The 22,943-nt window shown below is 57.4% G+C and carries 19 protein-coding genes; 16 read left to right on the forward strand and 3 right to left on the reverse strand.

Going from position 1 to position 22,943, the window contains the following annotated elements:
• Positions 1-79: 79 nt before the first annotated feature.
• The 10 genes from AC07ZE_RS03830 to tssF are packed head-to-tail and all read left to right on the forward strand — an operon-like array spanning position 80 to position 15,394.
• Positions 80-2,596 (forward strand): type VI secretion system Vgr family protein, encoded by a 2,517-nt coding sequence (locus tag AC07ZE_RS03830; RefSeq protein ID WP_207261428.1) that lies wholly within the window; start codon positions 80-82, stop codon positions 2,594-2,596.
• Between the two features lie 4 nt (positions 2,597-2,600).
• Complete coding sequence (locus AC07ZE_RS03835; protein ID WP_207261430.1) at positions 2,601-4,883, forward strand: hypothetical protein; 2,283 nt, start codon at positions 2,601-2,603, stop codon at positions 4,881-4,883.
• Positions 4,884-4,897: 14 nt separating this feature from the next.
• A complete protein-coding gene (locus AC07ZE_RS03840; protein WP_207261440.1) occupies positions 4,898-5,914 on the forward strand; it encodes a formylglycine-generating enzyme family protein in 1,017 nt (338 codons plus the stop codon).
• A gap of 28 nt (positions 5,915-5,942) precedes the next feature.
• Entirely contained in the window at positions 5,943-6,968 is a 1,026-nt protein-coding gene (locus AC07ZE_RS03845; RefSeq protein ID WP_207261442.1) for a formylglycine-generating enzyme family protein, read from the forward strand.
• A 29-nt stretch (positions 6,969-6,997) separates the two neighbouring features.
• Positions 6,998-8,023 (forward strand): formylglycine-generating enzyme family protein, encoded by a 1,026-nt coding sequence (locus tag AC07ZE_RS03850; RefSeq protein WP_207261450.1) that lies wholly within the window; start codon positions 6,998-7,000, stop codon positions 8,021-8,023.
• 35 nt (positions 8,024-8,058) lie between these two features.
• Positions 8,059-8,757: a DUF3592 domain-containing protein gene (locus AC07ZE_RS03855; RefSeq protein ID WP_207261452.1), complete on the forward strand. Its 699-nt coding sequence runs from the start codon at positions 8,059-8,061 to the stop codon at positions 8,755-8,757.
• 34 nt (positions 8,758-8,791) lie between these two features.
• Positions 8,792-9,055, forward strand: a complete 264-nt coding sequence (locus AC07ZE_RS03860; protein ID WP_207261454.1) for a PAAR domain-containing protein — start codon at positions 8,792-8,794, stop codon at positions 9,053-9,055.
• A 1-nt stretch (position 9,056) separates the two neighbouring features.
• The gene (locus AC07ZE_RS03865; RefSeq protein WP_207261456.1) at positions 9,057-10,253 is read left to right on the forward strand and encodes a KPHS_23130 family T6SS system protein; all 1,197 of its coding nucleotides are present in this window, start codon (positions 9,057-9,059) and stop codon (positions 10,251-10,253) included.
• 19 nt (positions 10,254-10,272) lie between these two features.
• Complete coding sequence (locus tag AC07ZE_RS03870; protein WP_207261458.1) at positions 10,273-13,584, forward strand: ImcF-related family protein; 3,312 nt, start codon at positions 10,273-10,275, stop codon at positions 13,582-13,584.
• Between the two features lie 40 nt (positions 13,585-13,624).
• Entirely contained in the window at positions 13,625-15,394 is a 1,770-nt protein-coding gene (tssF, locus tag AC07ZE_RS03875) for a type VI secretion system baseplate subunit TssF (protein ID WP_207261466.1), read from the forward strand.
• A 103-nt stretch (positions 15,395-15,497) separates the two neighbouring features.
• Here the strand turns inward: tssF and AC07ZE_RS03880 are convergent, their stop codons facing one another.
• A complete protein-coding gene (locus AC07ZE_RS03880; RefSeq protein WP_207261468.1) occupies positions 15,498-15,791 on the reverse strand; it encodes a hypothetical protein in 294 nt (97 codons plus the stop codon).
• A 256-nt stretch (positions 15,792-16,047) separates the two neighbouring features.
• Between AC07ZE_RS03880 and AC07ZE_RS03885 the strand changes: the two genes are divergently transcribed.
• The 5 genes from AC07ZE_RS03885 (at position 16,048) to AC07ZE_RS03905 (ending at position 18,971) form a co-directional block, all read left to right on the forward strand.
• Positions 16,048-16,350, forward strand: coding sequence for a MazG-like family protein (locus AC07ZE_RS03885; RefSeq protein ID WP_096513594.1), 303 nt, complete (start codon positions 16,048-16,050; stop codon positions 16,348-16,350).
• The gene (locus tag AC07ZE_RS03890; RefSeq protein WP_207261470.1) at positions 16,350-17,099 is read left to right on the forward strand and encodes a methyltransferase domain-containing protein; all 750 of its coding nucleotides are present in this window, start codon (positions 16,350-16,352) and stop codon (positions 17,097-17,099) included. The genes AC07ZE_RS03885 and AC07ZE_RS03890 overlap by 1 nt, the downstream gene beginning before the upstream one ends.
• Before the next feature lie 12 nt (positions 17,100-17,111).
• Positions 17,112-17,729, forward strand: coding sequence for a DUF4136 domain-containing protein (locus AC07ZE_RS03895; RefSeq protein WP_207261472.1), 618 nt, complete (start codon positions 17,112-17,114; stop codon positions 17,727-17,729).
• A gap of 54 nt (positions 17,730-17,783) precedes the next feature.
• Positions 17,784-18,341 (forward strand): DUF4136 domain-containing protein, encoded by a 558-nt coding sequence (locus tag AC07ZE_RS03900; RefSeq protein WP_207261474.1) that lies wholly within the window; start codon positions 17,784-17,786, stop codon positions 18,339-18,341.
• A gap of 234 nt (positions 18,342-18,575) precedes the next feature.
• On the forward strand, positions 18,576-18,971 hold the full coding sequence (locus tag AC07ZE_RS03905) for a response regulator (RefSeq protein ID WP_207261476.1): 396 nt from the start codon (positions 18,576-18,578) through the stop codon (positions 18,969-18,971).
• Between the two features lie 185 nt (positions 18,972-19,156).
• On the opposite strand, the gene AC07ZE_RS03910 is transcribed toward AC07ZE_RS03905, so the two are convergent.
• Both AC07ZE_RS03910 and AC07ZE_RS03915 read right to left on the reverse strand, forming a co-directional pair.
• Positions 19,157-20,011, reverse strand: a complete 855-nt coding sequence (locus tag AC07ZE_RS03910) for a MaoC family dehydratase (RefSeq protein ID WP_207261478.1) — start codon at positions 20,009-20,011, stop codon at positions 19,157-19,159.
• A 2-nt stretch (positions 20,012-20,013) separates the two neighbouring features.
• Complete coding sequence (locus AC07ZE_RS03915) at positions 20,014-21,366, reverse strand: 3-oxoacyl-ACP reductase (RefSeq protein WP_207261480.1); 1,353 nt, start codon at positions 21,364-21,366, stop codon at positions 20,014-20,016.
• 263 nt (positions 21,367-21,629) lie between these two features.
• Here AC07ZE_RS03915 and AC07ZE_RS03920 point away from each other — a divergent pair, with 263 nt between their 5' ends.
• On the forward strand, positions 21,630-22,907 hold the full coding sequence (locus AC07ZE_RS03920) for an acetyl-CoA C-acetyltransferase (protein ID WP_207261482.1): 1,278 nt from the start codon (positions 21,630-21,632) through the stop codon (positions 22,905-22,907).
• Positions 22,908-22,943: the final 36 nt, after the last annotated feature.

The raw sequence follows: 22,943 nt of genomic DNA on the forward strand, positions 1-22,943 counted from the left end.
AAAGCTTCCGGTCCCGAGGACCAGGGAGGAAGCACAACCCCTTCCGGATCGTCCCACTACAGACCAGGAAGGCCTGACCATGTCCCCTTTTTTCGACCATAGCCACCACAAACTCCGGGTCCACGATCTCGACATCGACCTGGACGTTCTCGCTTTTCACGGCGAAGAGCACCTCAGCCAACCCTTCACTTATCACATCGAATTCACCTGCAGCGAACTGGACATCGCCGCCGATCAAGTGCTTAACCACGGTGCCCGTTTCAGCCTTTACGCCGCCAGGCAACCGCCCACGATTCGGGGGCTCCCCAAGCCCGAGATCAAACCGCTACGCACCCTGCATGGCGTCATCACCGGTTTCAAGCGTCTGTCCGACTCCCGCGACGAAGCCCGCTACGAAATCACTTTGCAACCGCGCCTGGCACTGCTCGGTCGCGGCCAGCAGTTTCGGATTTACCAGCACAAGTCCGTGCCGGAAATCGTCGAGCACATTTTGCGCGACCGACACGGGCTCGAAGGCCATCAGTTTCTCTTCAAGCTGGCGCGTGAATACCCTCGCCGCGAGCAAGTCATGCAGTACGGCGAAAGCGACCTTGCCTTCATCGCACGGCTTCTGGCCGAAGTCGGCATCTGGTACCGCTTCTCCAGCAACGAGCGCCTGGCGGTCGATGTCGTGGAGTTTCACGACGATCAGCGCCATTACCAGTTCAACGTCCAACTGCCGTATCGCCCGCCCGCCGGCCTGAACAGTGACCAGGATGGCGTCTGGGCCTTGCAAACGAGCCATCAAGTGGTGGAACGGCACGTCAACTTCCGCGCTTACCATCACCGTGACATTTACGCCTACCTGGACGGCGAGATCGATCAGACCCGTGGTGCCGAAACCACCTACGGCGAGGCCTATCACTACGCCGAGCCTTACACCGTTCTCGGCGATCGCTATGCCCAGGATGAAGACCTGCAAAGCGAAAGCGGTCACTTCTACGCCCGGCTGCGTCACGAGCGTTACCTCAACCACCAGACCCAATTGAGCGGTACCAGCAGCAGCGCGACGCTGGCACCGGGTCAGGTGCTCAAGATCACCGATGGCGCCCCAAAAGCCTTCGCCCTCGGCACCGTGATCACCCACCTAATCACCCGCGCGGCGCGGGATCGCAGCTTCGAGTGCTGCTTCCACGCGATCCCCTATTCGGAAACCATCTGCTTCCGCCCGCCCTTGTTGCCCAAGCCAAAAATGGCCGGCACCATCCCCGCCCGGCTGACCAGCCCCGTCACCAACTACCCCTATGCCGAAATCGATGGCGAGGGGCGCTACCGGGTGAGCTTCATGTTCGACCGTGACACCTGGCAACCCGGTGAAGAAAGCCTGTGGCTACGCCTGGCCCGGCCATACGCGGGCGATACCCACGGCCTGCACCTGCCGTTGATTCCCGGCACCGAAGTGGCGGTGGCCTTCGAACAGGGCGACCCGGACCGCCCCTACATCGCCCATGCGTTGCACGACAACGAACACCCCGACCATGTGACCCTGGAAAACTACCGACGCAACGTCCTGCGCACGCCCGCCAACAACAAGCTACGGATGGAGGATGACCGTGGCCGGGAGCACATAAAACTCAGTACCGAACACAGCGGTAAAAGTCAGCTCAACCTCGGCCACCTGGTGGATGCGAAGAATAAGAAGCGCGGCGAAGGTTTTGAACTGCGCACGGATGGTTGGGGGGCGATTCGGGGTGGCAAGGGAGTGTTCATCAGTGCCGATGGACAGCCCAAGGCTGAAGGCCTGGCGCTTGACATGAGTGCCGCATTGGCCCAGCTCAATAGTGCCTTGCAACTGGTGACTTCTTTGGCGCAAAGCGCTGCGGTATCAGGAGCACTGTCGGCAGACGTTCTGTCTCAGCAGCAGCTGCAAGACTCATTGGCGAATCTCAAAAAAGCAGGCCTGATTGCTTCGGCGCCTGCCGGTATTGCTCTGACGACACCAGAAAACCTGCAGCTTTCAGCGGGGAAAACGCTGACTGCCACGGCGGGGGAGAGTGCTGATATCACCGTATTCAAACGCTTGAGCGTGGCAGCCGGGGAGGCCGTCAGCCTGTTCGCCCAAAAGCTGGGGCTCAAGCTGTGCGCCGCCCGTGGTGCGGTGGATATTCAAGCGCAAAGCGATGCGATGACCTTGCAAGCGGACAAAGCACTGACGCTCAACAGTATCAATGGTGAGATCGTGATTAACGCCGAGCAGGGAATCACCCTGGTCAGCCGAGGCGCCTATATCAAAATCAAGGACGGCTCCATCGAAATCGGTGCGCCGGGCGAGTTGCGCATCAAGAACGACTTTATCGCTTGGGGAGGGGGAGCATCTTTGGAGAAGGCGTTGTCGGCCATGGTCCTGGAAGACCCCGTTTATAAAAAACCGATGCAGGGCAGATTCCAGATCAGGGACGAAGTGAGCGGCGCGCCCAAGCCCCATATTCCCTATCGCATTGATGCCGCTGACGGCACTGTGGTGCAGGGAGTGACAGACGAAAACGGCTACACCCAACGCCATCACGGTATTGATCCGCAAGGCATCAAGCTGTTCTTCGATGATCACGGAGTCTGAAACCATGAGCCAAGCCAATGCCCATGCCGCTGAACTGCGCATCAGCAAAGAAGACCCCGTAATGGTGGTGCACCATCAATCAACCCGGTGCTACTTCCGCCCCGAAACCGAAGAACTGATCTTCATCGCGGACACTGACGCGGGTGAGTTCGAAAAACACTGGCGAGACATGGCCCAGCGGATGAACGCGTTTCACCTGGCCAAGGAGCAATATTCCAGGGCACTGGAAAATTATGCCAAAAGGTCTTCAGCCTCCGCCGTGCCTCCCCTGGAAGCTGAAGCGCATGCCAAGGAAATGATGGCGGTAGAAAGTCGACTGGAAGCGCAAAGGGCTGCGCTGCGCGAAAAACTCGGAGAGTTCTCCCAGGACAAAATGAGCTACGACGATGTCGTCGAGTTGATTCCGCTCGCGGTAACCAAAGGCAAGAAGGGCAGCAAGCCCACCCGTTATGCCTATGTCAAGAAAGGCTACTTCAGCAAAAGTCAGGAGGGCCGCAAGCTGCACAAGGTCTCCCTGAAGGGCGACAAAAAGAAGGGCGCTGAGAACAGTATCTATGGCAGGGACAAGCAGGGTAAACACCGCATCGACACGCAGAAGCTCAAGGAACAGCTGACCACTCTGCAGTGGCCAAAAATAAAGCTGGAGCTCAAAGATGTCGTCAAATGGACCGGGCTGGACTTCGATCCCGAAGCGTTGAACGAGGACACCACCCTGTTTGACTGGGCTAAACGCTGGAACGAAAGCCTGGTGGGCGAAACCGAGTTGGGGGAGAACGTCGATGTGTCCGGTGCCGCGCAGTTCATGCGCTTTGTTTCCAATGTCGGCGCCAGTGCCGAATTCGACCCAGGCAAGGGGAATGTCGCAGTCAAGGGCGAAGCCAAGGCCAGCCTGACCGTCGCCTCCGGCATGGTCAGCCTCAGTGCATTTGTGCCGGACCGCCTGGGTTGGTCGCTGTCCTACACCAATGCCAAAGGCAACGTCTTTGACATGGGCATGTTGCGTTTGCATCTGTCGCCCGAGTTAAGCGGTTTCGTCGGTGCCTCGGTACAACTTGAGGCGCAACTGCAGATAGTGACCCAAGGTGACCAGCAACTGCTCGCTGGCCAGCCCAATGGTCGATTACCCCGCTTCACGGAAAGAAGAACCAAGGGTGCGGTTTTCCATAAACAAATGGGCGCCGAGGACGAAGGCCTGCAACTGACCGGCGAAGCCTTCGCCGGCGCCCGCGTCGAGGGCAGCCTCAAGGGGGGGCTGCAATGGCTCAAACCCACCCCGCCGGCGGACGTCAATGCCAGCGTTGCCGGTCTGTTGAAGTCCAGCGGCGAATTTACCGAGTTTTGCAGCATCAGCGGCAGCATTGCCGGTTTGGCCGGCGCTGGGGCCGGTGGCAAGTTTCACTGCACCTTTATCAATGGAAAGTTCTGTTTTCATGTGGCCGCCAGTTTGTGTTGGGGATATGGGGCAAAGGGCGGGCTTATTTTTGAGGTGGGTACAAATACGATTGTGGAGTTTGGGGCGTGGTTGGTTTATGAGTTGTATCGGTTGAATTATGGTTTTTTTGATTTGGTAGATAGGCGTGCTTTTAAAATATATAGTCAATATTGTGTTTTGCAAATTGATGATATGCGGAGTGATGTTTATAAAAGGTTTATGGTTTTAGAGGGTAGTGTTAGGTTTGTTGAGAATGAGTTTAAAAATTTTATGAAATTAATTGTAGATGAAAGTAGGACAAATATAGATGCCTCGAAACGGCGTAATCAACTAGCTATCAGTATTAATGCCAATAAAGAAAAGTTGTTGAGCTGCACTCCAGAGGCAAAAGGGATTTTGCTTTACCTTCTCACTCGTCATGGCACTTGGGATCATCTCGATCCGTACAATTATGGTAAAGGGCTGGTGCCCGATATCTACCAGGATCGAAAGGAAGCGGTGATCTGGATACTCAGAAGCATTCAGACCCGCGCTGAGTGGCGCAAAGTTTTTTGTCGTATGACGCCTGACGGCTCTAACTTGGCAGAAACCGAAGATGTATACCTGATAGTCGAACTACAGGAGCAGAAATTAGTGGAATTTTTGCAGGAGGGGTTCAATCGTGATCAGGATTTGCATAAAGCGAAGCGTGAGTTGTCGGTTATTTATGATCGAATAAGACCTGATGTTGTTTGGGGCTATGCGCTGGCCATGAATGATACGCCATATTATCAATGTCACTCTATCGATAATAATCGTTATCCTGGTGGTTGTGGTTTTGGACCGTGTGAATCAGAAGCGGAACGTTGGGTTTGATGTAAGGGCTTTTTATGAAAATGCTAAGGCTTTCTGTTGTGTTGTCTGTTGTTTTAATGGTGGGGTGCGAGCAGAGTGCAATGCTATCGAGTGCGGCCGGGGATGATGCATCTTCGCAAGATTTACAGAGTTTTGTGCAAAAGATAAAAAGTAATCTCGTCTTTGTTGAAGGTGGTGAATTCTTGATGGGGGACTACGGAAGTCAATACGGCCCTGAAAGACTACCATATGACTCGGATAAGGACAGTAAGCCATTGCATAAGGTTGAGTTAAGTAATTATTCAATCAATAGGTATAAAGTCACAAATGAGGAGTTTCAGTTATATCTGAAAATCAATGGCTTAGAGCTTCGGCAAGATGCCGGCAGTGATTTTCAGGTATTTAGTACAGCACCAACAACCCCTGCCCATATGGATTGGTTTGAAGCTGAGAAATATTGCGGCTGGCTGGCTGAAATTAGCGATTTACCATTCGGACTCCCTACCGAAGCGCAGTGGGAGTATGCAGCTCGGAGTCGTGGTCAATTTTTAATGGTCGCCACCAACGACGGTACTTATAAAATAACTGAGGGCTCTGCAACGGAGTATGACAGACCTCGCGGTATTAATATTTCAACTGAGTGGGATCGCGAGGTATTTGCCAAGGAGTTGGGTTGGAAAACACGAGACTTGACACCTTTACCAGTGGATCGTTTTCCACCTAACCCGTTAGGCCTTTATGCAATGTCCGACAATGGATTTGAATGGGTCAAGGACTGGTATGACCCAACTTATTACCAAAGGTCTCCGCTTAAAGATCCCCAAGGTCCGGAGGGCGGTGTATATAAAGGTCCTCCTTCAAATTACAAATATGCAAAGGTGCTTCGGGGCAAGGATTATGCAAATCCGCAGTGGGGTGGGGGGGTAAACGTACATAGAAGTTTTCGAAATCCAGACAGCACAATGGTAAGTCGGTATAAAAATACTGATCTGGTGATTTTAGAGGATAAAACGGCTCGTTGTGTAGTCAATCAAACACGTCCGATTAAATGAATTTTCGAAAAATCACGGATCGAGTTTTATGAATTACCTAAAGTCAATTGTGTTCGTGCTTATTTTGTTTTCCGCGACAGGGTGTGAGCAAAGTCCCGAATTGCCGAATACTATCTTGGGAGATAGCACTTCGCAGGAGTTGCAGGATTTTATCAGGGGAATAAAAAATAACCTCGTGTTCGTCGAAGGCGGAGAATTCCTGATGGGGGATTATGGCGTGGAGTACGGTCCTGAAAGGCTGCCCTATGACTCGGATAAGGATAGTAAACCGCTGCATAGAGTTGTTTTGAGTAATTATTCAATTGGCAAATTCAAGATTACCAATCAGGAATACCAATTTTACTTGAAGGCAAATGGCTTGCAGCTTCGCCAGGATGCGAACAAGAAATTTGCCGTTATCAGTACTGCACCTAGTACGCCGGCGCATATCGACTGGTTTGAAGCCGACCAGTATTGCAGCTGGCTGGCAAAAATCAGTGTGTTGCCGTTTAATTTGCCGACAGAAGCCCAATGGGAATATGCAGCAAGAAGTCGCGGCCAATTTTTAATGGTGGCAACTGATGATGGAACCTATAGGGCAACTGATGATGCTGTAACCGAGAATTGGGAAGATGGACCTAAAGGTATCAATATTTCAAGTTCTTTGGATCGCAAAATATTTGCAAAGGAGATGGGGTGGAAAACTGGTACTCTGACCCCATTGCCCGTGGATAGATTTCCACCCAATCCCCTGGGTATTTATTCGATGTCCGATAATGGGTTTGAGTGGGTCATGGATTGGTATGATCCAACGTATTATCAGCGGTCACCCCTGCAAGACCCCCAAGGCCCGGAGGGTCCTATATATAAGGATGCTATATCGAATGATAAGTACTCGAAGGTGCTGCGAGGTGTTGATTATGCCGATCCGCAGTGGGGGGGCGGTGTAACCGTACATAGAAGTTATAAAAGTCCGGATAGCACTGAGTCTGATTTTCCCGGCAAGGGGGAGTTGCTAGTGCTTGGAGATAAAACTGCCCGCTGCGTGCTCAATCTTCCACGCCCGATTAGATAATGATTCTGAAAAGTTAGGGGTGAAGTTTTATGAATAGCCTAAAGTCAGGTGTAGTCGTGTTTTTTTTGTTTTCTGCGACAGGGTGTGAGCAAAGTTCCGAACTGCCAAATACCGTCTTGGAAAATGTTTCTTCGCGGGAGTTAAAGGAATTCATTGGGAGAATAACAAATAACCTCGTTTTCGTCGAGGGCGGAGAATTCCTGATGGGGGATTATGGCGTCAAGTATGGTCCTGAAAGACTACCCTATGACTCGGATAAGGATAGTAAACCGCTGCATAGAGTTGTTTTGAGTAATTATTCAATTGGTAAATTTAAAATCACCAATCAGGAGTATCAGTTTTACCTTAAGTCCAATGGTCTTGAGCTTCGTCAGGATGCCGGAGAAAAGTTCACCATCATCAGTGAGGCTCCAAATACACCGGCACACTTAGATTGGTTTGAGGCTGATAAATATTGCGCTTGGCTGGCAAATGTTAGCGAGTTGCCATTGGGGTTGCCGACAGAAGCCCAATGGGAGTATGCAGCAAGAAGCCGTGGGAAATTTCTGATGGTAGCCACTGATGACGGTACTTATAAAGCGACTAATGACGATGTAACAGAGGATTGGAAAGATGGTCCTAAAGGCATAAATATTTCCAGTTCTTGGGATCGCGAAATATTCGCAAAAAAGATGGGGTGGAATACTGGTACTTTGACACCGTTGCCTGTGGATAGATTTCCGCCCAATCCGCTAGGTATTTATTCGATGTCTGATAATGGGTTTGAGTGGGTCAAGGACTGGTATGACCCGACATATTATCAGTACTCTCCACTCAAAGACCCTCAGGGTCCGATGGTTCCTGTTTATAAAGATCCTTCTTCAAATTACAAATATGCAAAGGTACTTCGGGGCAAAGATTATGCAGATCCTCAGTGGGGAGGGGGTGTAAACGTGCATAGAAGTTATAGAAGTCCAGATGCGACGATGGCTAGCCTGTCTAATAGGGGGGAGCGATTGGTGCTTGGAGATAAAACAGCCCGCTGCGTAGTCAATTATCCACTCCCTGTTCAATAGCGATTTATCGCAAACTATCAATCCAAGGAAATAATATGAAAACGCTGTCAATTATCAAGTATGTGTTCTCGTTCGTGGGGGTTGCCCTTCTTTCAGGTGCGGTGACTTCCTATAAAAACACCAATGACTTCCTTAAAGAAGTTGTCCCTGCTACAGGCACTGTGGTGGATTTCGTAAAAAGTCGCAGTTCCGATTCCGTGTCGTATAGACCCGTTGTACGCTTTGTTTCTCAGGATGGTCAGGTTGTCGAGTTTACTTCTTCCGTGGGTAAAAGTCGTCGTGCCTATTCCCTGAACGATACGGTCGAGGTTTTATATTCGCCGTTCAATGTCCAAGAAGTAAAAATCAACCGTTTCTTCGAGTTGTGGGGGCCGTTTATGGTGATGCTGGTAATGGGCGCGGTATTTCTTTCTATAGGCCTAATTATTGTTCTGGTTATTGGATTGCGTGACCGCAAAAAAGAGTGCCTGCAGCGACACGGAGTGGCGGTGGAGGCCGAGATCCAGTCGGTGGATTTAAATGAAAGCATTTCAATGAACGGCAAAAGTCCATTCATGATCGTCTGCCATTGGCTGAATCCGGAGACTCGTGAACTGCATGTGTTTGAAAGTGAAAGTATCTGGTTCGATCCCTCGAAATATATAACCAGCGAGACAATCAAGGTGCTACTCGAACATGGCAATCCCAAAAAATACCATGTCGATGTTTCATTTCTTCCTGAGTTGAAGAACTAAGGCGACGACCATCGTCTGCAAAACTGGAGGTTTCATGAAAGGAGTTATTCGCGTCGGCGACAAGTTGACATCCGGCGGTGAGGTGCTGACAGGTGCCGAGGGCTTTGTGTTTATGGGGCGTGGGGTTGCCTGTGTGGGGGACAAGGTCCGCTGTCCTTTGCCGGGGCATGGCGAGAATGCAATTGCCGAAGGTGATACCGGCTCCACATGGCAGGGGCGGCCCATGGCGTTGCATGGGCATCGCTGTGACTGTGGTTGCACCTTGATCACGTCGCTGCCCCAGGCCGGGAGGCTGTAACGTGCCGGTCGATCTTCGAGTGTTGCCCGAAAAGCGTGTTCTGCCGACACCGCCTCGTCTGTGGCGCTGGTGTCTGGTGGTACTGTTTTGCCTGGTGTTGGGTGCGGGCCTGGTGATGTTGTTGTGGCCTCAGGACTTGTGGCACATGCCCTTGTGGTATTGGAGTTGTGTCGTGGTCTTCCCGGCGTTGACGGGGTTGTTGCTGTTTTCGCTGCGACGATTGATCTACGAGCGCCAGCATGACTTTGCGCAATGCTGGAACCAGAGTCGCCACGATCTTGAGCAGTCGCTTATTCAACAAGGACAACGCTCGATTGCAGTGCTGGTGACGTCTTACTGCACGGCGGCGGGTAGCAACCAGCTGGCCCAGGCGTTGCGCCTTGGCAGCAAGCCGCTGCAGCCCGTTTATGTGGAACTCTCGAAGACGACGATGCGCTTGAGCCAGTTGGCGCCTGAACCGAAGTTTTATACAGAGCAAGCGTACACAGAGCGTTTGGCGTCTTATGTACATCAAGTCTTGCGCGGCCTCGATGAAGAACTGCAGCGTTTTGCGTGCACTACGCCCCTGCGTGTCCGGATCCGGCACAACCAGCAAATCTGTGACGAAACGGTATTAGCGCTCTGGCAAGAGTGCGTTGCGGACACGCTGGTTGTTGATCAGGTTACCTTCGCGACCCACGACGACGGTTTGCTCTGGCTGGACGCCTGGTTGGATGACGCTTCGCCATGCCCGTTGATGCTGTCGCTTGAACTCAATGTTTTTCAGCAGCCCACCGCCGAGCAGGCCGAGTCTATTTCTGCCGTGTTGCTTGCGCTGCCTGAATGGTGCTCCCGGGAGAATGTTGTTCCGACCGCTTGGGTACATCGCCCGGTGCCCTTGACCGATGAGCCTGATTCGTTGCAGGACATGCTCCTCTGGGGCCAGGTTCAGGATGACGCCGCGCCGCTCTTTGCCTGGCAAACCCAAGTGCCCGCCAATCATTTAGGCAAGGTTGGCATTGCGATGAACGCTGCCGGTCGGCCGCTGAGTTTCGAAACAAGCCAGTCATTGGACCATTCGCTTGGTTTGCCGGGTTGTGCGGTAGGCAATCTGGCGCTGGTCGTCGCGAGCGAACACGCCAGCATCGAGCGACAACCTCAACTTGTAATGATGCAGGACACGTCACCGCAATGGTGTGTTGTTCGGCCCGCTGGATGATGGGGATAAAGGACTAATCATGAAACAAGTCAGTGTCTGGATAGTGGTGCTTTGTTTAGGTGTGATCGGTGGGCTGCTGATCTGGGTGGAGAACCCGATCATATCCGTAGAAGCAGGAACCGAACGGATGATGTATTCGGCTTGTCTGCTGGCGGCATGTCTGGTGGTTGTGTTTCTGGACAATCTGGGCGTGCTGGCCACTAGAAAGTTGGGGGCATTGGAGTTCATCACGTGGGCGCGGAAAACACTCGGTACGGCTGCTCCACGATCGAACCGCGTTGATACGGTCCAGAACGATCTCAAAGAGTACCTGCGCGAGCAACACCGCTTCTTCTGGCGCCACAAGGTTCGCGTGCTGCTGGTGGTCGGCGAACCCGAGCAAATCGAAGCGATTGCCCCTGACCTGAGGGACAAAAAATGGTTGGTCGGCCATGACACTGTGCTGCTCTGGGGCGGTAGCGTGCAGAAGCCGCTGGATGAAACCTGGGATGCGCACTGGCACGGCCTGACCCGCTGGCGCCCCCTCGACGGCGTGGTCTGGGCGCTCAGCAAACAACAAACCACCGACACCGCCGCCATGGACGTCGGCATCCGCCACCTGCAAGCCCTGGCGCTCAAGCTGCGCTGGCAGTTGCCGCTGCACCTGTGGCAGGTCTGCGACAGTCAATGGAAGCAAGACAAACGCCCGACCCAGCCGGTCGGTTGCCGGCTGCCGTCACCGGCCACGCCGCAGGTTTTGGAAACCGCGCTGGACAGCCTGCTCGATCCCCTGCGTCAGGCAGGCTGGACTCAGATGCGCGACGACGTGAGCCATGATTTCCTGGTACGCCTGGCCCGCGATCTGCAGGTCGAGGGCATCGCCCGTTGGCGTCAGGCGCTGGCGCCGTTGTGGCGGGTGTTTGCCCGGGGCGTGCCGTTGCGCGGGTTGTGGTTCAGCCTGCCGTTGCCGGGTGGGACGCCAGATGCCGGGCGTTTGTGGCATGTCACCCCGCCGTGGGACGGCGTACTCGGTGACAAGGCGGTTCAGCACCGACGCCTGGGCTGGGGCACCGTGCGCATCGGTTACGCCGTGGCGCTGAGTGTCGCGGCGCTGTGGGGCGCCGGCATGTTGCTGTCGTTCGCCACCCAGCGCGTGCACATCACCCAGGTGCAGGCCGCCATTGGCTCGCTGCAACAGGCGCAAAGCGCCGACCAGCAACTGCGGGCCTTGCACCAGGTGGTGCTTGAACTGGGGCGCCTGAATGATCGCGCCGAACACGGCGCGCCCTGGTACCAGCGGTTTGGCCTGAACCAAAACGATAAACTGTTCGAGGTGCTGTGGCCGCGTTACGTCGAGGCCAACCAGCGCCTGCTGCGCGACCCGGTGGCGGCCCATCTGCAACAGCAACTCGACGCCCTGATCAAGCTGCCGCCCGCCAGCCCCGAACGCGCCCGCCGGGCCCAGGCGGCCTACACGCAGCTCAAGGCCTACCTGATGCTGGCGCGACCGGAAAAGGCCGACCCCACCTTCCTGAGCCAGGCCCTGAGCGAGGCGCAACCGCTGCGGGCCGACCTGTCGCCCGGGCTCTGGCAACACCTGTCGCCGAACCTCTGGCAGTTCTACGCCGAGCAGTTGGCGGCGCATCCCGAGTGGCGCATCGAATCCGACAAGAGATTGGTGGCGCAAGTCCGCCAAGTGCTGCTCGGCCAGTTGGGCCAACGCAACACCCAGGCCAGCCTCTATCAAAAAGTCCTCGACGACACCGCCCCTCATTACCCGGCGCTGGGCCTGCAACAGCTGGTCGGCGACACCGATGCCCGGGCGCTGTTTTCCAGCAAAAAAACCGTTGCCGGCGTGTTCACCCGCCAGGCCTGGGACGGCCAGGTGCGTGGCGCCATCGACGCCATCGCCGAGGCCCGGCGGGAAGAAATCGACTGGGTGCTCAGCGACAACCCAACCCAAATCGCCGCCGAACTGACCCCCGACCAGTTGCGCCAACAGCTGACCGAGCGCTACTTCCGGGACTACGCCAACGCCTGGCTGGACTTCCTCAACAGCCTGCGCTGGCAGCCGGTCGACAACCTGGGCGAGGTGATCGATCAACTGGCGCTGATGAGCGACGTGCGCCAGTCGCCGTTGATCGCGCTGATGAACACCCTGGCGTATCAGGCACAGGCCGGCGCGCGCGGGCAGGCCCTGGCCGACTCGCTGGTGAAGTCGGCGCAGAAGTTGATCGGCCAGGACGCGGTACCGCTGATCGAGCAGCAGGCGCAAGGCATCGGCGGCCCGCTGGACACCGCCTTCGGGCCGTTGCTGGCGCTGCTGAGCAAAGAGGCCGAAAACAATACCGACCGCCTGAGCCTGCAGGCCTTCCTCAACCGCGTCACCCGCGTACGCCTGAAGTTGCAGCAGGTGAGCAACGCGCCCAACCCGCAGGCGATGACCCAGGCCCTGGCGCAAAGCGTGTTCCAGGGCCAGAACATCGACCTCACCGACACCCAGGCCTACGCCAGCCTGCTCGCTGCGAGCCTGGGCGCCGAGTGGGACGGCGTCGGCCAGACCCTGTTCGTACAGCCGCTGGAACAGGCCTGGCAACGGGTCCTGCAACCCTCGACCGCGGCGCTCAACAGCCAGTGGCAACGGGCGATCGTCAACGACTGGCACAGCGCTTTCGCCGGTCGCTACCCGTTCGCGGCCACCGCCGGCGACGCCTCGTTGCCGATGCTCGGGCAGATGATCCGCGCCGACGCCGGGCGCATCGAACAGTTTTTGCAACAGCAACTGGGCGGCGTGCTGCGCAAGGAAGGCAGCCACTGGGTGGCTGATGCCCGGCACAGCCAGGGGCTGCGCTTCAACCCGCAGTTCCTCGCCGCGATCAACCAGCTCAGTCACCTGGCCGACGTGCTCTACACCGACGGCGGCCTGGGCATGAGCTTCGAGTTGCAGGGCAAACCGGTGCGCGACGTGGTGCAGACCACCTTCATCCTCAACGGCGACAAACACCATTACTTCAACCAGAAAGAGCGCTGGCAGCGCTTCAGCTGGCCGGGCTTTACCAGCCATCCGGGCACCAGCCTGACCTGGACCAGCGTGCGCGCCAACGAACGGTTGTTCGGCGACTACCAGGGCACCTGGGGCCTGATCCGCTTGCTGGAACAAGCCAGGGTCACGCCCCTGACCGACAGCGGCAGCCACTACCGCGTGCAACTGCGCGCGCCCGATGGCATCGACCTGACCTGGAACCTGCGCACCGAACTGGGGGCGGGGCCGTTGGCGTTGCTCAAGCTGAGGGACTTCAAGCTGCCGAAGCAGATTTTTCTGGACGGCGGTGCATCGAAGAAGAGTCTGTAGGCACCGCTGCGCGCTAACCGTATTAAAAGGGACGTTATTTATGAATATGGACAATCTGACATTGCAGTATTTCGACGCCGAGATGCGCTACCTGAGTGAGGCCGGCAAAGAGTTTGCGCAAGCCTTCCCCGATCGCGCGGCACAGCTTGGCCTGAATAGCCCGGGTGCTCGTGATCCCGGCGTGGAACAGCTGTTCGAAGGCTTTGCCTTCCTGATGGGACGATTTCGGGAAAAGCTCGACGATGACTTGCCGGAGCTGACCGAAGGCCTTGTCAGCCAGCTGTGGCCGCAGTACCTGCGCACCCTTCCATCAATGTCCATCGTCGAGCTGGCTCCCGATATCAAGCAGATGAAGCGCAGTGAACTGATCGCGGCGGGGTTTGAGGTGATGTCACAACCCATCGGCCCGCAACGTACCCGTTGCCGCTACACCACCACCCAGGACCTGAGGTTGCAGCCGCTGACCGTGGAGTCTGTGCAGGTCGCCCATGAACCCGACGGACGCTCGCTGCTGCGGCTGCGTTTCGCCTGCGGCGCAATGTGCGACTGGAACGAGATCGACCTGCGACGGCTGCCGCTGTACCTGAATGCCGACGCACCGCTGGCCAGTACCTTGCACCATGCGCTGACACTCAGCACCCAAGTGATGTATGTACGCTTGGAAGGGCAGACGGATCGCCAGTTGTTCGAGGGCTTTTTCTCACCCAAGGGCTTTGCCGATGAGGATCGCCTGTGGCCCAAAGGCGACGGCGTGTGCAACGGCTATCAGTTGATGCTCGAATACTTCACCTTTCGTGAAAAATTCATGTTCGTCACCCTCTGCGGGTTGGAAAACCTGAAGCTCACGCCAGGCATTTCCTGGTTCGAAGTGGAGGTGGTACTTCGCCAGCCATGGCCGCAAGGATTCACTCCGAAAACCGAGCACATTCGTCTGAACGCGGTGCCGGTGATCAACCTGTTCTCGCTGAGCGCAGATCCGCTGAGTCTGGACCCTTTGCAAGCTGACTATCTGCTTCGCAGCTTGTGTTTGAACGACGGTCATACTGAAATTTACTCAGTCGACCAGGTCAGCGCCTCGAAAAACACCGAAAGACACGACTATGTGCCCTTCAGCAGCTTTCAACACAAGGGCGGCATGCTGCGCAACGAGGCGCCTGAGCGCTACTTCCATACGCGGATGAAGCGCGGTGCAAACGGTCTGAATGACACGTGGTTGAGCCTGGGAGGCGAGGGATTCAAAGCAGATTTGCTGGTGGAGAATCAAAGCCTGTCATTGCGCATGACCGGTACTAATGGTCAGCTCCCGCGCAAGGCCCTGCAAAGCACATTGCTCGACACGTTGGCGCAAACCTCAAGGACCGGATTGCGCGTGCGCAATCTCTGCGCACCGACCTTACCTTGCTATCCGCCCAAACGAGACCGTTTCCATTGGCGTGTGCTGAGTCACCTGGGTTCGAATTTCCTGCCAATGCTCGACAACGCCCAAGTGCTGCGCGGTACCCTGGCGCTTTACGACTGGGCCGGCAGTGAACTGAATGAGCGCCGTCTCGCCGCCATTCTCGAAGTGAATCACTATTTGCTCCAGCGTTTCGAAAAAGGCTTCCTGCTACGCGGGGTGGATATTGAAGTCACCCTGGACACCAACGGCTTTTGCGGCGACGGTGACGTCACTCTGTTCGGCGAGATGCTCAACCGTTTCTTTGGCCTGTATGCCGACATTCATCTGTTCAACCAGCTCACGCTGATTCTGCAACCGAGTGGAAAGTGCCTGCGATGGGATGAGAACCATAGTCAGCGGATTCCAGGTTGAAAGAGGGTGGGAGCGGGCTTGCTCGCGAAGGCGTCCGTTCAGTCGACGATGATTTCGCCTGACACTCCGCATTCGCGAGCAAGCCCCCACAGGGGATGTGGTGTTAGTGGATGATCCAGCTGAGCAGCCACAACCCCAGCATCAACCAGATGAGCCCCATGATGATCGATGCATTCATGAACGCGCGGATCGCCGACCACAGCAGCACCAGTCCGATGATCAGCGTAATGATGCTGACGATCGAGGTGTCCATGCCCAGCGTGTGGGCCAGACCTTCGACAAAGTTGCTGCTGGCACGGCTCAGCAGTTCGAACAGGCCGCTAAGGGCGTCAACGATGAAACGGATGATTGAACCGAGGACCTGGCCGAGCCATTCGAAAAAACCTTCTACCTGCATGGAATGAGCATCCTGATGAATTCGTGTCTTGGGCCATTGAGGGTGGTGGCGAGTTCCCCACAAGCATAGAGCTTTGGGCACAACCTGTGGGAGCGAGCCTGCTCGCGAATGCGGTGGGTCGGATAAATAAATGTTGGCTGTTCTGCCGCCTTCGCGAGCAGGCTCGCTCCCACAGGAAACTATCCCCACCACTCAATCTTTGTCACTTGCCTTCCCCCGCCATCCCCCCGAAGCTATACGCCTTCAGGAGAGCCCGATGAACCTTGTTGAATTGACCGAACGCCTGCACGCCATCCGAGACCGCAATGACTGGCAGCCCTTTCACAGCCCGAAAAACCTGGCCATGGCCGCGAGTGTCGAAATGGCCGAGCTGGTGGAAATTTTCCAGTGGCTGACCGAAGACCAGTCACGGCAATTGCCGGCGGACAAACTGGCCCATGCCGGGCAGGAAATCGGCGATATCGTGCTTTATCTGCTGTTGCTGTGCAGCGAGCTGGGGCTGGATATGAATGATGTGGTGCGCAGCAAGCTGGCTGACAGTGAACGGAGGTTCAGCTGATGAGCGACCGTCATTTCGATCAACTGGCAACGCGCTTCGCGGAAAAAATCTACGGCGGTGCCAAAGGTGCGATCCGCCTGGCGGTGCTGCAGGCAGATCTGGCCGAAATCCTGCCGGACCGGCCGCTGCGGGTCCTGGATATCGGCGCCGGCCTGGGCCACATGTCATTGTGGCTGGCCGAGCGCGGGCATCAGGTGACCTTGGCCGAACCCGCCGAGCCCATGCTTGAAGGCGCCCGCCAGCGTTTCGCCGAGGCCGGGCAAACCGCAACGTTCATTCAGGCGCCGTGGCAGGACCTGCTCGGTCAGCTCACCGAACCCTACGATCTGGTGCTGTGCCATGCCGTGCTGGAATGGCTGGCCGAGCCCCACGCGATCCTGCCGGTGCTGCATCAACTGACCAAGGCCGACGGCTGGCTGTCCCTGGCCTTCTACAACCGCGATGCGCTGATTTATCGCAACTTGCTCAAGGGCCACTTCCGCAAAATGCGCAAGAACGACATGGCCGGCGAGAAGCAGAGCCTGACCCCGCAACAACCCCTGGACCCACGGGAGTTGGCGGCGCAACTTGAAGGCTTGTGGCGGGTCGAAACCCAGAGTGGAGTGCGGGTTTTTCATGATTACATGCCCGTGGAATTCCAGGCCCGCGCCGAGCTGCCGGATTTGCTGGAAATGGAACTGGCGCACCGCCGTCACCCAAGCTTTTCCGGGCTCGGGCGTTACTTGCACTGGATCTGCCGGCCGGTCTGATCGGAGCGCGAAATGAAAAGTCGTTCAGGGTTGTTGCTGATCTGCCTGGGTTTGGCTGCCTGCCAGGGCAGCAACCCGTATGTGGCGTCCTCCAACCCCATTGCCCCGGCACCGCCGCAGGCGGCCAACACCTTCGACCGCAGCGCTTACCCGGCACCGCCCCGTGACTATGGACGCTATCGCAGTTGGACCTGGCTCAATGGTCACCTGCCGCCAGGTACTGCGTGGGCGGACTCGGCGCAAGTCGCCGAAGCAGTCAGCAATGCCCTCGATCAGCGGGGCTTGCGCCCGTTGCATGACAATCGTCCGGCAGACCTGTTTGTCAGCGCCGACCTGCGTCTGGAAACCCGCTTGCGCCAGGTCCGGGACGACTACGGCTATTACGGCGGTTACGGCGGCTACAACCGCTATGGGTATGGCCCGGGCCACGGCCTGTACGGCAGCGTGCCGATCGTGCGCACCTATCAGGAACAGGTCGTGGTGGTGCAGGTGGATATGTTCGATGCACAAAGCGGTCAACCGGTGTGGAGTTCCAGTGCTGAAACCAGCAGGCGGGGCACTCAGAGCCAGCAAGCGGATGCCATCCGGGAGGCTGTGGAAAAGGCGATGTCGGCGTATCCTCCGAGTTAACTTCTGCAGATAAGAAGCGTTTCACAGGTTCATGTCTTCAACCGGAGAACCATCATGTTCCGCCGTCTCGTTTTACTGGCAGTGGCCGCGCTGCTCAGTGCCTGCGCCGCCAACCAGGTCAATCATGACTTCGATGCCAGCCGCGACTTTGCGGCTTATCGCAGCTGGAGCTGGAAAGAACCCGCCCTGCAATATCGCCCCGATGATCCACGGATCAAGAGCGACCTGACCGAACAACGGGTGCGCCAGTCGGTGGCCGACCAGCTCGATCAACGCGGCCTGCGCCCAGCATCTGCCGATGCCAGGGGGGACTTGAGCGTGCAGACCTACCTGATTGTCGAGGAGCGCCAGCAGCAGGTGACGACCAATTACGGCGGCGGCTGGGGCAACCCATGGAACGGCTATTGGGGCGCACCGATGTACAACGAAACCCGTCTGGTTACCTACAAGGTGGCGACCATTCAGATCGATCTGCTCGACGGCAAGGACGGTAAGCTGGTGTGGCGCGGCAGTGACGAACAGATACTCAGCCGCACACCAAACCCCTCCGATCGCAGCAATGCGATTCGCGAAACCGTCACCCGGATATTGGCCAATTATCCACCCCGCTAAACACGTCATTCACTAACACCACCTATTTTTTGTGGGGGGCGGCGATTCGATTTGCTTGCGAAGGCAGAGTGTCAGGCAACATTTATGCCCACTGACGCGCCCCTTCGCGTGCAAGCCCGCTTGTGTCTTGCATGGGATACAGATTGAGGAGGAGTACGGGATGTCGCGTCAGTAACTTGCCAACGTTCGAATCGGGTTCTAATGTCAGCGCTTAGTCCACTTCGGGTGTCGTCTATGAACTCTCCTGCACTTCCACGCCAACAGCTTCTTCTGGTCGATGACGAAGAAGTTGCATTGCTTGGTTTGGCGGGGTTGTTGGAGAGTGAGGGTTTTATTTGTTTTACCGCCTCTTCGGTCAAAGCGGCGTTGCTGCATCTGACGCTTCATCCGGACATTGCCCTGGTGATCACTGACCTGCGTATGCCTGAGGAAAGCGGCATGTCGTTGATCAAGCGCCTGCGCGAGCACACCTCGCGCCAGCATCTGCCGGTGATTGTGATGTCCGGGCATGCGGATATGGACGATGTCAGTGACATGCTGCGCTTGCAAGTGCTGGATCTGTTTCGCAAGCCGATCTATCACGTGCGGTTGCTGGAAACATTGAACAACCTGTTTCCGCAACCTGTATGAGTGAAACTGGCTGGCGAAGGTCGTGAACGATAACGCATCAATTCAGATACCCCGCGGTGTTCTCAGTTTTTTCGCGAGCAGGCTCGCTCCCCCATTTGATCGATTGGCCTCTGGAGATCCGATGTGGGAGCGAGCCTGCTTGCGAAAGCGATCTGACAGGCAGCCGTAGCGCCGCTGTCGAACGATCAGGTAAGGGGCCGCCACTGCCCGACCATGTGCTCCAGATCCCCGTCCCCGATCAACTGCAGTTCGCCACTGGACCCCGCCGAGCTGGCCAGTAATGCCACACTGCTGGGCAGGCGCACCGGTTTCTTGAATTGCACCGCGATCTCGATGTTCGCCGCCGGTAAATGATCCTCCAGGGCGGCCAGTGTGCGCGCCTTGTTCCATAACCCGTGGGCGATGGCCGAAGGAAAACCGAACAGTCTGGCGCTGGCCGCACTCAGGTGAATCGGGTTGTAGTCCCCGGAGACCCTGGCGTACTGGCGGCCAATGTCCGAAGGCGCTTTCCATTGGGCGACTTGTGTCAGTGTCAGCGATGAAGCCAATACCTCTTCGACGGGCTCGCCCTCCAGCTTGACGCCGCGACAGAGCATCTGGCTTTGTGCCTCCCACAGCGTCCCCAACTGATCATCGAGGGTCGTCACCAGGTCGAACGTTGCGCCCTTGGCATGGGGTTGCAGGTTCTGCACGTTCACGCTGATCCGCGCCCGATTGAGCCCGCCCATGGGGCGCAGAACACGGATGCGATTGCTCAGGTGAACAAGCCCCAGCAACGGAAACGGAAAGTCGCTGGCGGTGAGCAATTGCATCTGCAAGGCGAAGGCGAGGATGTGGGGGTAGGTCGGTGGCAGCAGGCTGTTGTCATTGAATCCGCACACTTTGCGATAGGCCGCCAGGCGCTTGGGTTCGACATCGACCCAGCAACGCAACCCCGAATCGGGCAGGTTGGTGCCGGTGATCCTGCGCCGTGCCGCGGCTTTCGCATACAGCGCCGGCAGGGCGGGTTCGCGAGTGAGTGTGTGCCAATCAGTCGTCATGTCTATGCCCCCAGAACACTTTGCCCGCAGACGCGCAATGCCTGTCCGGTGAATGCACCGGTGCCCGGTTGCGCCAGCCAGGCCACCGCTTCGGCGACGTCCTGCGGCAGGCCACCCTGACCCAGCGAACTCATGCGTCGCCCGGCTTCGCGCAAACCGAAAGGGACCCTTGCGGTCATCTGGGTTTCGATAAAACCGGGGGCCACGGCGTTGATGCTGATGCCCCGTTCCTGCAGCAACGGTGCCCAGGCTTGCGCCAGGCCGATCAACCCGGCTTTGCTCGCCGCGTAGTTGGTTTGCCCGCGATTGCCGGCGATGCCGCTGATCGAGGCCAGCAGTATCACCCGACCGTTGTCGCGCAGCGTACCGCTGTCGAGCAGGGCCTGGGTCAGCACTTGCGGGGCGTTGAGGTTGACCGCGAGCACCGCGTCCCAGAAGTCCGGGGTCATGTTGGCCAGGGTCTTATCCCGGGTGATACCGGCGTTGTGCACCACGATATCAACGCCATCGGGCAACTGTTCGAGTAATTGTACGGCAGCGTCTTCGGCACAGATGTCCAGCGCGACGCTGCGCCCGCCGAGGCGTGCGGCGAGGGCTTCGAGATCGTTTTGCGCCGGTGGTACGTCGAGCAGGATGACGTCGGCGCCATCGCGGGCCAGCGTTTCGGCGATGGACGCACCGATGCCCCGTGCCGCGCCGGTGACCAGCGCTTTGCGCCCGGCCAGCGGACGGGTCCAGTCCGTCACCTGAATGTCGCAGGGGTTCAGGCGAATCACCTGCCCGGAGACGAAAGCGCTTTTGGGCGAAAGGAAAAATCGCAGCGGGCCTTCGAGTTGATCGTCGGCGCCTTCACCGACGTAGATCAGTTGCAAGGTGCCGCCGCTGCGTAACTCCTTGGCCAGTGAACGGCTGAAACCCTCCAGGGCACGCTGTGCGCTGGCGGCGAAAGGGTCGCTCAAGGTCAGCGGATCACGCCCGAGAATCACCAGATGTGCGCAGTGATCGAGGTTCTTCATCAGTGGCTGGAAAAACTCTCGCAGTTGTTTGAGCTGGTCGGCCTGCTGCAGATCGCTGGCATCGAACACCACGGCTTTGAGTTTCGGGCCGTGGCCGGGAATCCATGCCGTGGCCATCGAAGGGTCGGTGCCGTAGCTGTAGATCGCGTCGGTCAGGCGGTTGGCGAACGCGTTGACGTTCTCCGCCAGCGGCCCGCCACCGATCAGCAGTGCACCCTCGACCGGACGCAGCCGGCCTGCCTGCCAGCGCTCCAGACGTACCGGTGAAGGCAGGCCCGTGGCTGCGACCAGGCGATGTCCGATGGACGAATTGGCGAAGTCGATATAGCGGTCAGACATGGAACGCGCTCCGGTAGCTGGGATTCAAAGTGTGGACCATGAATGGCGATCAGTCGTTCGATCCACGAGATAAGGCCTACGCTTGTTCAAAGCAGATTAGTTTGTCCCGGAATTTTCAGGAGAACTCAGACCCTGTGGGAGCGAGCCTGCTCGCGAAGGCGGTAGCACATTCAAATTTGTTGTGACCGACAGATCGCTTTCGCGAGCAGGCTCGCTCCCACAGGGATCGGCTCAACTTCGAGGAATGTCATCAGGAGTTTTTCATGACTCAACTGCGCCGCGTCGCGATCATCGGCGGTAACCGGATCCCCTTCGCCCGCTCCAACGGCCCGTACGCCACGGCCAGTAACCAGGACATGCTCACCGCCGCGCTCGAAGGTTTGATCGAGCGCTACAACCTGCATGGTCTGCGTATTGGCGAGGTGGTCGCCGGAGCGGTCCTCAAATTGTCGCGGGACATGAACCTGACCCGTGAGTGCGTGCTCGGTTCGCGACTGTCGCCCTCGACGCCTGCCTATGACATTCAGCAAGCCTGCGGTACCGGGCTGGAGGCGGCGCTGCTGGTGGCGAACAAAATCGCCCTGGGCCAGATCGAGTGCGGCATTGCCGGAGGTGTCGATACCACCTCCGATGCGCCGATCAGTGTCAGCGAGGGGCTGCGCAAGATCCTGCTGCAAGCCAACCGTGCCCGGAGCACCGGCGACAAGCTGAAAACCTTTCTGCAATTGCGCCCCCGCCACTTGATTCCCGAGTTCCCGCGCAACGGCGAACCACGCACCGGTTTGTCCATGGGGCAGCATTGTGAGTTGATGGCCCAGACCTGGAACATTTCCCGTGAAGCACAGGATCAACTGGCCCTGGAAAGTCATCAGAAACTGGCCGCGTCCTACGCCGAGGGTTGGCACAACGATTTGATCACGCCGTTCCTCGGCCTGACCCGCGACAACAATCTACGCCCGGACCTGACCCTGGAAAAACTCACCTCGTTGAAAACAGCGTTCGAAAAGAGTGCCAAGGGCACCCTGACCGCCGGCAACTCCACGCCGCTGACCGATGGCGCGTCGCTGGTGCTGTTAGGCAGTGAAGAGTGGGCCAGGGAGCGCGGCTTGCCGATCCTCGCTTATCTACGTGATGGCGAGGCGGCGGCGGTGGATTTCGTCAACGGTGCCGAAGGCCTGTTGATGGCACCGGCGTATGCGGTGCCGCGATTACTGGCGCGTAACGGGCTGACGCTGCAGGACTTCGACTACTACGAAATCCACGAAGCCTTTGCCGCGCAAGTGCTCTGCACGCTGAAGGCCTGGGAAGATGCGCAGTACTGCAAAAGCCGCCTGGGCCTCGACGCGCCGTTGGGCTCGATCGATCGCAGTCGACTCAACGTCAAAGGCAGTTCACTGGCGGCGGGCCATCCGTTCGCTGCCACGGGGGCGCGCATTGTTGCCAACCTGGCGAAGCTGCTGGAGGCGGCAGGGAAGGGGCGGGGACTGGTTTCGATTTGTGCGGCGGGGGGGCAGGGTGTCACAGCCATCATCGAGCGTTGATCCTTTGGTTAATTGGAATCGGAAACCTGTGGGAGC

The organism is Pseudomonas sp. GW101-3H06 (genome assembly GCF_059424605.1).

Bases quoted from the DNA above. Each gene is read 5' to 3' on its own strand.
- AC07ZE_RS03830 (WP_207261428.1), top strand. From the start codon at position 80: ATGTCCCCTTTTTTCGACCATAGCCACCACAAACTCCGGGTCCACGAT.
- AC07ZE_RS03835 (WP_207261430.1), top strand. From the start codon at position 2,601: ATGAGCCAAGCCAATGCCCATGCCGCTGAACTGCGCATCAGCAAAGAA.
- AC07ZE_RS03840 (WP_207261440.1), top strand. From the start codon at position 4,898: ATGAAAATGCTAAGGCTTTCTGTTGTGTTGTCTGTTGTTTTAATGGTG.
- AC07ZE_RS03845 (WP_207261442.1), top strand. From the start codon at position 5,943: ATGAATTACCTAAAGTCAATTGTGTTCGTGCTTATTTTGTTTTCCGCG.
- AC07ZE_RS03850 (WP_207261450.1), top strand. From the start codon at position 6,998: ATGAATAGCCTAAAGTCAGGTGTAGTCGTGTTTTTTTTGTTTTCTGCG.
- AC07ZE_RS03855 (WP_207261452.1), top strand. From the start codon at position 8,059: ATGAAAACGCTGTCAATTATCAAGTATGTGTTCTCGTTCGTGGGGGTT.
- AC07ZE_RS03860 (WP_207261454.1), top strand. From the start codon at position 8,792: ATGAAAGGAGTTATTCGCGTCGGCGACAAGTTGACATCCGGCGGTGAG.
- AC07ZE_RS03870 (WP_207261458.1), top strand. From the start codon at position 10,273: ATGAAACAAGTCAGTGTCTGGATAGTGGTGCTTTGTTTAGGTGTGATC.
- tssF (WP_207261466.1), top strand. From the start codon at position 13,625: ATGAATATGGACAATCTGACATTGCAGTATTTCGACGCCGAGATGCGC.
- AC07ZE_RS03880 (WP_207261468.1), bottom strand. From the start codon at position 15,791: ATGCAGGTAGAAGGTTTTTTCGAATGGCTCGGCCAGGTCCTCGGTTCA.
- AC07ZE_RS03885 (WP_096513594.1), top strand. From the start codon at position 16,048: ATGAACCTTGTTGAATTGACCGAACGCCTGCACGCCATCCGAGACCGC.
- AC07ZE_RS03890 (WP_207261470.1), top strand. From the start codon at position 16,350: ATGAGCGACCGTCATTTCGATCAACTGGCAACGCGCTTCGCGGAAAAA.
- AC07ZE_RS03895 (WP_207261472.1), top strand. From the start codon at position 17,112: ATGAAAAGTCGTTCAGGGTTGTTGCTGATCTGCCTGGGTTTGGCTGCC.
- AC07ZE_RS03900 (WP_207261474.1), top strand. From the start codon at position 17,784: ATGTTCCGCCGTCTCGTTTTACTGGCAGTGGCCGCGCTGCTCAGTGCC.
- AC07ZE_RS03905 (WP_207261476.1), top strand. From the start codon at position 18,576: ATGAACTCTCCTGCACTTCCACGCCAACAGCTTCTTCTGGTCGATGAC.
- AC07ZE_RS03910 (WP_207261478.1), bottom strand. From the start codon at position 20,011: ATGACGACTGATTGGCACACACTCACTCGCGAACCCGCCCTGCCGGCG.
- AC07ZE_RS03915 (WP_207261480.1), bottom strand. From the start codon at position 21,366: ATGTCTGACCGCTATATCGACTTCGCCAATTCGTCCATCGGACATCGC.
- AC07ZE_RS03920 (WP_207261482.1), top strand. From the start codon at position 21,630: ATGACTCAACTGCGCCGCGTCGCGATCATCGGCGGTAACCGGATCCCC.